Genomic DNA, 10,300 nt, shown 5'->3' on the forward strand with positions numbered 1-10,300 from the left:
TTTCACATAATAGATATTTAGAAAAAATGGAAGATAGATTAACGAAATTCAATGAATTAATGAATACATTCAAGTCTGAAAACCAATTAGGGAAAAATCTATCCAATTTAATTGTAAATATTTAATAGACTTTATATAAATTGATCTGGAAGTAATTTAAACGATTTTCTGTGATGTTCCGTAATTCCAAAACTGGCTATAGCAGTTCTATGCTCCTTTGTTGGATACCCTTTGTTTTTCTCCCAATTATAAGCTGGAAATGAGTTATGCAAATTTTCCATATATGTGTCTCTATATGTTTTTGCTAAAACAGAAGCTGCGGCTATACTCATAAATTTGGCATCACCTTTAACAATAGTGGTGTGTGGGATATTTTTATATGAATTAAATTTATTGCCATCAACAATTATATGTTCTGGTTTTATTTGCAGTTGATCTATAGCTTTATGCATTGCCAAAATAGATGCTTGTAATATATTTATTTGGTCTATTTCAGTCTCAAAAACAGAGGCAATACCAAAAGCAATTGCATTATTTTCAATAATTGGACGGAGCAATTCTCGCTGTTTATGAGTTAATTGTTTTGAATCATTTAATAAAGGATGGTTAAAATTTATTGGTAAAATAACCGCAGCAGCAACTACAGGCCCAGCAAGACATCCCCTTCCTGCCTCATCTGTACCCGCTTCAATAACGTATTTTAAATAACTTATTTTGAGTCCCATCTTACTATTTTGTCAAAATTACTAGTAATTTCTTTCACTTTTTTTTAACCAAAACAATAATGCCTTTTAAAAAATTAATTTTAATGGTCCGCCATAATTTAAATGAATTGGTTTCGTTCAAATATTTTACCTTTGCTGCTTTATGCATTCTATGCATATGAAATAGATACATAAGCGTTCGTAAATTTAGACAAATGAAAAATTATTTTTTAATTATTTTTTTTGGAGTTTTTTTGACTACACTAACTGCTCAAAGGAAAAATTTGAATAGTGCAGAGGGTCAGCTATTTAAGAGCGACAGTACGACTTTTCAAGAGGAAATTACAGTAAAATTAAGTGGTACAACTAAATATACAGATTATAAAGTTATTTCTGTTATAAATGACACTACGGTAATAGACACTACTTTAACATTAGCTAAATATTTTAAATTCAATTACTTAAGAAAAGATGATTTTGAATTATTGCCTTTTCATAATCAAGGACAAACTTTTTCTAAACTTGGTTATAATTTTAGTAACTCCTCTTTAATACCTTCAATTGGAGCTTCTAGTAAACAGTATAATTATTATAAAATAGAAGATGTGTTTTATTACAATGTACCTACTCCAACTTCTGAAGTTATGTATAGAACTGGTTTAGAACAAGGGCAAGTTTTGGATGCTTTTCTAACCATGAACACATCGCCACAAACTAACTTTTCGGCAGCCTATAAGGGACTTCGTTCTTTAGGAAAATATAGGTATTCTTTGTCTAGTCATGGTAATTTTAGAACATCATTTAATTATCATTCAAAAAACAATACTTATGCAATTAGAGGTCATTTTTCATCATTTGATTTAACGAATAATGAAAATGGTGGTTTAACAGAAGAATCGATCGGTTATTTTGAAGCTAATGATCCTAATTATATAGATCGAGGACGTTTGGAAGTAAATTATATTGATGCCGAAACTATATTTGATGGAAAACGGTATTACATTGATCAAAAAGTTACTCTGATATCAAACCAAATATATGAGCCTAAAATTAAATCTCCAAAAAAGTCTGACAAGGTTTCAGCAAAAACAAAACCTGTTAAAGGTGAGATCCCTTTAAAAACAGAGGTAAAAGATTCAATTTCCACTGTAAAGGATAGTTTAGTTGTTATTTCAGATGTTAAAATTAAAAAAGATTCATTGTTGGTAAACGAGGTTTTAAAAAATATTGATTCTCCAAAAAAGTCTGACAAGGTTTCAGCAAAAACAAAACCTGTTAAAGGTGAGATCCCTTTAAAAACAGAGGCAAAAGATTCAATTTCCATTGTAAAGGATAGTTTAGTTGTTATTTCAGATGTTAAAATTAAAAAAAATTCATTGTTGGTAAACGAGGTTTTTAAAAATATTGATTCTTCAAAAATTTCAGCCAAAAAAAGCCCGTATGCCGGCTTAAAATTAGGTCATACTTTTATGTATGAAACACAACACTACCGTTTTAAACAAGGGGCTGTAAATGAAATTTTTGGTAATTCTTTTAGCAAAAGTATCACTGATCATTCAGCATATAAAGTAATGGATAATCTGGTCTATTTAGAATTACAAGCTCCTTTAATTGGAGTTTTGAGAGCAAAAGCAAATCAACTAAATTATAATTATCAGTATAACAGCATTTTATATTTAAATACCCAAACTATTTCAGATAAACTTAAAGGTGATGTTCTTTCAGTTGGAGCAGATTGGAATACAAAATTTGGCAATTTTAAATTAAATGTTGATGCAACTACTATAATTTCTGGTGAACTATCTGGAAGCTCTTATAAATCTGATGTTTCCTATAAAAAAGATAGTATTTTCTCGTTTAAAGGGTTTGCTGAGGTTACTTCTAAATCGCCCGATTTCAATAAATTGCTTTTTCAAAGTGATTATTTAAATTACAACTGGCAAAATAATTTTAAAAATGAAGAAATTAAAATTGTAGGTGCCGGCTTCAGTCTTTTTAATTGGGGTGGTGTTGAGGCTTCTTATACTTTAGTGGATAACTACACCTATTTCAACGAAAATTCTCAACCAATTCAGGCCAATGAAACCTTATCTTATTTAAAGGCAAAATTAAACGCTTCTATTTCTTATGGAAAATTTACTTTAGAAAATACGGTAATGTATCAAAAAGTAATTGATAGTGTTTCCTTCTTTAACGTGCCAGAATTGGTAACTAGAAACACCATCTACTATGCTAATCACATATTTAAAGGAAAGCCATTGTACTTGCAAACTGGTGTAACATTTAAATACTTTACAGCTTTTAATGCAAATGCATACAACCCGTTGTTAAGTGAATTTATTGTACAGAATACAGATAAAATAGGGAATTATCCCATTTTTGATTTTTTCGTAAATGCTCAAATTAAAAGAACAAGAATTTATTTAAAAGTCGAAAATTTCACAGCAAGTTTTACAGGTAGAAACTATTATTCAGCACCAAACTATCCATACAGAGATTTAACTGTTCGATTTGGATTGGTTTGGAACTGGTTTATTTAAAAAGGTTTTAAGTTGTACGTTATGAGTTATAAGTTTTAAATATCCTTTAAATAAGCGAAATCTAAATACCGTCAGAAACATTTAAAATCATAAAAATCTTTTTTGCCTTTCGACTTTCGGCTTTTGAATAAATTTTCTTTCTCTTTACCTATTTGCTGTTTTTTTAACTTTCAACTTACTTAGTAACCAGCTGTCTAATTTTTATTTGAAAAGCTGCAAATATTAATGTAGTCAATGGACTTAGCCAATTGAATATGGCATAGAAAAAATATTCATGTACTCCAACACCTAAAACACCACTTTGGTAAGCTCCGCAAGTGTTCCAAGGTATTAATACTGAGGTAACTGTCCCTGAATCTTCCAAAGTTCTACTTAAATTTTCAGGGGCTAATTCTTTATCTTCAAAAGCTTTTTTAAACATTTTACCTGGTATTACAATTGCTAAATATTGGTCTGAAGCAATAGCATTTAATCCTATACAGCTAACTACTGTACTAGCAAATAAACCAAATATTGAAGTTGCAATATTCAAAAGCGCACTTGTGATTCTTGCAAGAGCACCTATGGCATCCATAATACCTCCAAAAACCATAGCACAACATATAAGAAATATGGTCCAAAGCATACCCTTCATACCTCCTGAACTAAAAAGTTCATTTAATTTTGTATTGTCTGTTACTATTTCAGTATCCACAAAAACGGCGTTAAAAATAGATCGCCCTTTTGAAGAAGACAAGCTACTCAAAATTTCTGGTTGAAAAATGAAGGCAAAAATACCTGCCAATACAACGCCTATACCTAAAGCAATTAAGGGTTTTGTTTTAGTTACAATAAGAATAATAACGGCTATAGGAACTATAAATAAATAAGGTGAAATGTTAAACGTGTTATTTATAGATTGTAACAATCCACTTATGTCTGCATTACCCGAAGTTTCTATATTAAAACTTAAAATTGAAAAAACAATTAAGGTTACAATATAAGTTGGTACGGTTGTATAGGTCATATAAGCAATATGTGTAAACAAGTCAGTTCCTGCCATTGCGGGTGCTAAATTTGTGGTGTCACTTAAAGGAGACATTTTATCTCCAAAGTAAGCTCCAGAAATAACGGCTCCGGCAATCATTCCAGTTGGAATTCCCAATGCCGAACCAATTCCTACTAAAGCAATACCTACAGTAGCTGAGGTTGTCCAAGAACTTCCAGTTGCAATAGAAATTACTGAAGCAATTAGAACTGAGGCTGGTAAAAATATAGTTGGGTTCAAAACTTGTAAACCGTAATATACCATGGCGGGAATAATTCCACTCACCAACCATGTGCCAGCTAAAGCACCTACTAAAAATAAAATGGTTATGGGAATAAAAACACTTTTTAAGTTTTCCCATATTTCATTAAACATAATTGTTAAAGAAACTTTATTTAAAAAACCAACAATGGCTGCAAAAACACCACCGGTTAATAAAATAAATTGATTAGAATACTCCCCTAACAACTCACCCCCGGCAAAAAAAATGTTATAGGCCAACATACACATTAATAAAACTACAGGAATAAGTGCTTCCCAAATATTCAATTCTTTATTTAGAATTATTTTTTGATTTTCAATTTCTATTTCTGATAAGTTATTGCTGTCTTGCATTTAGTTGTTTTTTTAGAAATGTAATATTACATAAATTTGATTCCTTTTGCAACAAAAAAACCCCACTCTATACATGAGTGAGGTTTTAAAATCTTGAAATAGTTATAATAAAAATCGACCTACCTCAAATATATATATTTTCCTTTAACACTCCTACTTGGGTCATACATTTATGCATAGCTCTATAGGTACGTTCAATGTCGTTATCCAAACCTATTGAAAAACGAATAATTCCGTCAGACAATCCCATTTCAACTTGTTCTTCGTGTGGGATTTCAGAAGATGTACTCGTTCCTGAAGCACTGAATAATGTTTTATAAAAACCTAAACTCACCGCTAAATAACCTAAATTATTATGCTGCATTAATTCCATTAATTCATTTGCTTTTTCAACTGTGCCAACATCTAAAGTTAAAATCCCACCAAAACCATACTCCTCATTGTACATACTTTTAAAAAGTTCGTGGTCTTTATGTTTTTTAAGCCCTGGATAAACTACTTTCAACCCATCTTTTTCAAATTTTTCAGCCAAGAATTGTGCATTTGAGCTATGTTTTTTCATCCTTATATGAAGCGTTCTTAAATTCTTTAAGATACTTGCAGCTCTTAAACTATCCATAACAGGACCCAATAACATGGCTGCGCCATCATTTACATTTCGTAGGCTATTTATAAAATCTTGAGTTCCACATACAACTCCACCAATGGTATCGTTAGTACCATTAATAAATTTAGTTAAACTATGAATGGTTACATGGGCACCTAATTTGTTAGGCGACAACATTAACGGAGAAAAGGTATTATCAATTACCAATTTAATATTATACTTATTTGCAATTTTAGCTAAAGCAGGAATATTTGCAATTTCTAATAATGGATTACTAATAGATTCACAATAAATCATTTTAGTAGTAGGAGTAATAGCCGCTTCAATTTTTTCTAACGAAGTGATATCTACAAATGAAGTTTCTATATTGAATTTTGGTGTAAAATTCTTTAAAAAGGCATAGGTGCCTCCATAAATTGTACGGCTCGAAACAATATGATCTCCTGCCCCACAAATTTGCAGTATTGTTGATGTAATTGCTCCCATACCTGAACCAGAAACATTTGCTGTTTCAGTGAATTCCATGGCAGCTAAAGCTTCCCCTAAATATAAATTACTAGGACTAGAATGTCGTGAATATAAATAACACCCTTCTGCGTGCCCTTCGAAAGTGTCGAGCATTGTTTTTGCATGTAAAAACGTATAGGTAGCCGAATCCGATATTGAAGGATTTACACCTCCAAATTCTCCAAAATATTGTAAATCTTGAATATTGTTAGCTGGTTTATTACTCATAATGATTAATTTTTTAATAAAATTACCACATAACACATTAATAAACTGTTTTATTTAACTATTTTAGTTTATTTTTCTTTATATTTTAATAATTAAAGATTTATTTTCTATAAAATTTATATTTTTTATATTATTTTAGCAAAAAATTCTACTTATGATTTCTTTAGATAACACTGACAAACAAATTGTTAACTTACTTCAACAAAATTCAAAAGTGAACATAAAAGAAATTGCATTGAAAATTGGCTTAACCCAAACTCCAACCTATGAACGAATAAAACGATTAGAAAAATCGGGCATTATAAAAAATTATGTTGCTATTTTAGATAAGGAAAAAGCCGGTTTTAATGTGGAAGTTTTTTGTCAAGTTTCTTTACTTGTTCATTCAAAAGAATTAATTACCAAATTTGAACATGCCATTAATAAAATTGATGAAGTGGTTGAATGTTTCCATGTAGCAGGAAATTACGATTACTTATTAAAGGTAATTGTTAAAGACATGAAAAGTTACCAGTCTTTTTTGAAAAATAAATTGTCGGTTTTAGATTCAGTAAGTAATGTGCAGAGCACTTTTGTTATGACTTCAACTAAAGAATATTCAATTATTAAATTAATATAACTAAAAAAGCTGTTTAAAATATTTTAAACAGCTTTCCTAACAATCAAATATAAAACAATTAAACTTTTGCAACAATAATAACTTGTAAATCAAAATCGTCATCAACAAATTTGTCCTTTAAATCATCGAAAAAAGATTTTGATTGATATTTTACATTAAAATGAGCTCTGTTAATTTTAAAAGTATCGCTTGTTAATGTTGCAACACCACTTTTAACCTCAACTGTTGCAGGAAATGTAATGCTTTTGGTAACATCCTTTATGGTTAAATCTCCAGTAACCATAGTTTTACTTCCAATATTAGAAACACTAGTAATAACAAATGTTGAAGTTGGGTATTTATCTACTTCAAAAAAATCTTGATTTTTTAAATGACCCTCTAATCGGGCATTTCCATCATCATCTTTAATGGTACTCATATCTGCAACAAAAGAACCTCCTTTTAATTTTTCCCCATCAATTTCTAATTTTCCAGAAGCTAATTGAATAGTTCCTGAATGCGAACCTGTTGGCTTATAACCCTTCCATTTTATTGTTGAACTTGTTACATTCGAGGTTTTTGTAATATTCTCCTTTTTTGCAGTTGTAAAAGCCATAGAAACAAAGGCAATGGTGATTATTAGTAATCCTATTTTTTTCATTTTTTTTAATTTATTTTAGTTAAAAATTTGCCTTATAGTTGTGCAAAATACAATTAAATTACAATGGATAATTTTATTTAAGATTTATTTAACTATTAAGCTCTTGAAGAATTTCAACACTTCGGCTACGAATTGTTAGGTGTATTAGCACAAACCTTTGCAAGTACATATAAAACTGAAAATTCCAGTGAAATTTTCAGAATAAGAAAGAACACACAAGTACATATAACCTTAGTTAGCGGTTAGTTGTTATATTTTTTCCAATCATTAAATGTCATTTCAAATTTTATTTCATCGTCTCCGTGCATTCCTACTTGTATCCAACCTCTATTTTTGTAAAAAGTTTCTGCTTTTGTTTTTTGTTCTGTTCCTAACCAAATTTTCTCGTTAGTTTGACTAAAATACCAATTCAACATTATATCATGAAGTTTTAGTCCAATACCTACACCTTCAAATTTTGGAAGCACAAAAAGTGCCCAAACATTACGTTGTATTAATCCAACAATGGAAAAGCCTACAATTTTGTTATCAATTTCGCACACCCAACCTTTTCCATATTTTGTTAAATAATCTACATTATCTCCTCTGGTGACTAAAGCTTGGTTATTTAAAACATTTTCTTTGACCGCCATTCTAACAATCATATAGTTGTCAATGTCTTCTTCTGTTGCTTCTCTAAAAATCATTTTTTTGTTTATGTAATACGTATTGCTTTTTTGTATTCCTATTTTGGCAAGCTCCAATGATGTTAACACTTTATAAACCTAAGAAGGATTTTTTGAATCAATTAAAATAGTAACTGGTCCATCGTTTACTAATGCAACTTTCATGTCGGCACCAAACTCTCCAGTACCAACTTTTTTATTTAAAGAAGTTTCTAAACAAGTAATAAATTTTTCATATAAAGGTATGGCAATCTCAGGCCTAGCAGCTAAAATATAGGAAGGTCTATTTCCTTTTTTGGTATTTGCGTGCAACGTAAACTGACTTATTACCAAAGCCTCACCTCCAACTTCTATAAGCGATTTGTTCATCACTTCATTTTCGTCATTAAAAATGCGAAGGTTTATTATTTTTTTAACCAACCAATTTACATCTTCAATTGTGTCTAAAGATTCTATTCCTAATAAAATTAACAGGCCATTTTCAATACTGCTATTTACCTTATTATCTATAGTTACTGAAGCTTGTGATACTCTTTGAATTACAACTCTCATTTTATGATAGAACTATTTTAGTTGTTTTTAATTGACCTCAAATGTAAGTGCTTTGGGTACAATTCGATTTTGATGCTTTTTTTTATTTTTAAGTTTAACCAAAGCAATAAAACCTATAATTTTATTTCTAATTAAATTGTCCCACGCGATAATGTTCCTCATCACCTTCAATCATTTGAACATAACTTTTATATCTAGAAACAGCTATTTCACCTTTTTCCATAGCATCTTTAATAGCACAAATTGGTTCATTAATATGCAAACAATTATTGAATTTACATTTTTGTTTTATTTTAAAAAATTCAGGAAAATAATCGGTTATTTCTTCAGGTTTAAAATCAAAAACACCAAATCCTTTAATTCCAGGCGTATCAATAATAAAACCATCAAAACTCAATTCAAACATTTCGGCAAAAGTAGTAGTATGTATCCCTTGTTTATGTTGTTTTGAAATTTCAGCTGTTTTTAAATTTAAATGAGGAGCTATGGTATTAATTAATGTTGATTTTCCAACGCCAGAATGTCCTGAAAACATAGACTTCTTTCCTTTCATTAATTCCTTCAACTTATCAATATTCACTCCTGTTTTTGCTGAAATATCCAAACATTGATACCCAATTTTTGTGTAAATTTCAGAGAATTGATTTTTAATATATTCTGTTTCATTTGTAAAAGTGTCAATTTTGTTAAACAAAATAATAACAGGAATACTATATGCCTCTGCAGTAGCCAAAAACCGATCAATAAAACCTGTAAATGTTGGTGGATTGTCTATGGTTACAATTAAAAATGCGACATCTATATTAGAAGCAATTATATGTGTTTGCTTTGATAAATTTACAGATTTACGAATAATGTAGTTTTTTCTTTCAAAAATTTTATTAATTACACCTGTAATTTTGGCGTCTTCATATTCCCAATTCACATAATCTCCAACAGAAACCGGATTGGTACTTTTAATGCCTTTCATTCGAAACTTTCCTTTTAACCTACATTCTATTTTGGTTTTATCTTCTTTAAAAACCGTATACCAACTTCCAGTAGATTTAGTTACAACACCTCTCATTATATAAATTTACCTTTTTGAATACTCATTAACAGTTAGTTAAGCCTTTATTAAATGACTAATTTTAAAAAACAAATATACTTTAAAAGAATTAACAATAATTGAAAGAATAAAAAGTTAAGCAAAGTGATAAAAACAAAAATGCAGCAATGCTTTAGTTGAAATTATTTAACAATATATGTGGTCTGTACTTTTACTTAGAAAGCCAAAATTCGGAGTAATTCAATAATTTCAAAATTCAATTTCACAAATTAAATTTAAGTCTGGTTTGATATTTATACTCAAAAATTATTTCAGCTAAAAAATACTAATTTAAACGCGTTGGGTGCAATTAATTTTTAACGATGATTTTTTGTCACTTCGATTTTCGATAGAAAATTGTACCGAGAAGCTGCATTCAAGGTTCTAACGCAACAAAAGGTTGCATTTTTTAGTGAGTCTAAGCTACAAATTTTAGTTCAGATTCCATTATTTCTTTAGGCGTTTTATAGCCAATAATTTTTCGAGGTCTGTTATTGAGTTTATTTTGT

The 10,300-nt window shown here is 29.6% G+C and carries 9 protein-coding genes; 2 read left to right on the forward strand and 7 right to left on the reverse strand.

The genetic code is table 11. From position 1 onward, the window contains the following. Window positions 1–131: 131 nt before the first annotated feature. The gene (locus tag Q8S45_RS13210) at window positions 132–725 is read right to left on the reverse strand and encodes a ribonuclease HII (protein ID WP_305605805.1); all 594 of its coding nucleotides are present in this window, start codon (window positions 723–725) and stop codon (window positions 132–134) included. A 194-nt stretch (window positions 726–919) separates the two neighbouring features. Between Q8S45_RS13210 and Q8S45_RS13215 the strand changes: the two genes are divergently transcribed. Continuing rightward, complete coding sequence (locus Q8S45_RS13215) at window positions 920–3,244, forward strand: putative porin (RefSeq protein WP_305605808.1); 2,325 nt, start codon at window positions 920–922, stop codon at window positions 3,242–3,244. Between the two features lie 175 nt (window positions 3,245–3,419). On the opposite strand, the gene nhaC is transcribed toward Q8S45_RS13215, so the two are convergent. Next, complete coding sequence (gene nhaC / locus Q8S45_RS13220) at window positions 3,420–4,886, reverse strand: Na+/H+ antiporter NhaC (RefSeq protein ID WP_305605810.1); 1,467 nt, start codon at window positions 4,884–4,886, stop codon at window positions 3,420–3,422. A 124-nt stretch (window positions 4,887–5,010) separates the two neighbouring features. Further along, a complete protein-coding gene (locus tag Q8S45_RS13225) occupies window positions 5,011–6,228 on the reverse strand; it encodes an aminotransferase class I/II-fold pyridoxal phosphate-dependent enzyme (protein ID WP_305605813.1) in 1,218 nt (405 codons plus the stop codon). A gap of 154 nt (window positions 6,229–6,382) precedes the next feature. Between Q8S45_RS13225 and Q8S45_RS13230 the strand changes: the two genes are divergently transcribed. Continuing rightward, on the forward strand, window positions 6,383–6,847 hold the full coding sequence (locus Q8S45_RS13230) for an Lrp/AsnC family transcriptional regulator (RefSeq protein WP_305605816.1): 465 nt from the start codon (window positions 6,383–6,385) through the stop codon (window positions 6,845–6,847). Window positions 6,848–6,905: 58 nt separating this feature from the next. On the opposite strand, the gene Q8S45_RS13235 is transcribed toward Q8S45_RS13230, so the two are convergent. The 4 genes from Q8S45_RS13235 to rsgA all read right to left on the reverse strand — a co-directional run bounded on the left by Q8S45_RS13235 (window position 6,906) and on the right by rsgA (window position 9,770). Continuing rightward, window positions 6,906–7,487, reverse strand: coding sequence for a YceI family protein (locus tag Q8S45_RS13235; protein ID WP_305605825.1), 582 nt, complete (start codon window positions 7,485–7,487; stop codon window positions 6,906–6,908). Window positions 7,488–7,729: 242 nt separating this feature from the next. Next, complete coding sequence (locus Q8S45_RS13240) at window positions 7,730–8,173, reverse strand: GNAT family N-acetyltransferase (RefSeq protein WP_305605828.1); 444 nt, start codon at window positions 8,171–8,173, stop codon at window positions 7,730–7,732. 78 nt (window positions 8,174–8,251) lie between these two features. Beyond that, window positions 8,252–8,704, reverse strand: a complete 453-nt coding sequence (gene dtd, locus Q8S45_RS13245; RefSeq protein ID WP_305605831.1) for a D-aminoacyl-tRNA deacylase — start codon at window positions 8,702–8,704, stop codon at window positions 8,252–8,254. A gap of 127 nt (window positions 8,705–8,831) precedes the next feature. Beyond that, window positions 8,832–9,770 (reverse strand): ribosome small subunit-dependent GTPase A, encoded by a 939-nt coding sequence (rsgA, locus tag Q8S45_RS13250; protein ID WP_305605834.1) that lies wholly within the window; start codon window positions 9,768–9,770, stop codon window positions 8,832–8,834. Window positions 9,771–10,300 lie beyond the last annotated feature (530 nt).

The sequence above is a fragment of the Lutibacter sp. genome (genome assembly GCF_030692605.1).
GTDB lineage: Bacteria > Bacteroidota > Bacteroidia > Flavobacteriales > Flavobacteriaceae > Lutibacter.